The 1,230-nt window shown below is 31.5% G+C and carries 1 protein-coding gene; it reads left to right on the top strand.

Annotated features, from left to right (window positions below; genetic code table 11):
- The coding region (locus tag F6K52_RS36505; RefSeq protein ID WP_364421529.1) for a hypothetical protein at positions 1 to 182 on the top strand (182 nt) is incomplete at its 5' end.
- Positions 183 to 1,230 lie beyond the last annotated feature (1,048 nt).

Genomic DNA, 1,230 nt, shown 5'->3' with positions numbered 1-1,230 from the left:
TGGAAATACGTTATAGAGTTCCGTATCAATTACGTCATAGCATGATAAGTTATCATGCTAATAATGATTACCCTTTGCATAAATTGTCTGAGCTAGTTGGCAATAGTGAAGAAATCATTAAAGAACATTATCTGCAATTAGATATTGAGAGAATAAATTTACCCGAAGTTCTAAGAGACTAAAAGCCAATACCCTTATATAAAAATTACTGACAGTCGCTACTGTCAGTAATTACTGACAGTAATTTGAACATAAGGTAGGGTGACATACATAAACAAAAAAAAGTGGTCTTCTGACCACTTAATCTACATGAAAATACTGAGTTGCATTACAAGTGAAAACGTTGACCAATTTGCCGGATTGGTATTACTGCTGTCTTTACATTACTAATATAGCCTAATAATTCTTCCTCCTCAACCTTTTAAAACGTCTCTTCATCCTATTAGCTTCAACCAAAAGTGTTATCAATTGAATTGTTTGTAATATAGCTACCAACATCTCAAGATTAAGTAGCATCTGACTCTGGTTCACTTCTTATTAAATCCGTATTTGTTATATCTACATCCTCCTTTAATTTTGCCAGTTCAAGAGTCTCTTTTTCATCGGCGGATTGCTTTAATTTGAGCTTTTAACTCATCAATTTGTTTTTGCAATGAGCTGCAATCACATTTACACGAACCTTTACATAATGATGATTTTGGGGTTTGGAATCAATTAGTAACTGTAGAACCAAACCCTTTTGAATGGAAGAAATTTCCATTTACTGCAACAGATGTTAATTCTTTATTAAGAGTTAGCTATATATTCATTCCAGAAAATACAAAAACCAATGATTATGCATGGCTAAGATGCAAATATAAATCCGAAAATTCTGAGGTAACTTCTTTATCTATAAAAATATTCCCTAGTAAAGAACCGAAGATATTAGAATTTCCAATATCAATGAATTTACGGAAGCGTGATATTTTCTTCAGAGATTTTGAAGTAAAATCTGTTGCAAGAAGTATTCCGAAATTAGACCAAATTTCTAGGTACAGTGAGACTTGGCACGTTAAACTAGAGGAAATTTGGGGCTAAAGAAAAAATAAAAAAATAGTCAATTTTAAAAACACCCTTGACAACGGTGTTTTTTTTTACATTAGTTGCCATCACCAACGAAAAAAATAAAGTACTAAATGAGACGTGAAAAATGGGATAAATTATTTGGCAATAAATTAAGTCAAAATATCA

It is taken from the genome of Moorena sp. SIO3H5 (genome assembly GCF_010692395.1).
Taxonomy (GTDB): Bacteria; Cyanobacteriota; Cyanobacteriia; order Cyanobacteriales; family Coleofasciculaceae; genus Moorena.
The sequence above is the reverse complement of the archived record's forward strand: the minus strand, read 5'-3'. Positions and strand labels throughout refer to the sequence as shown.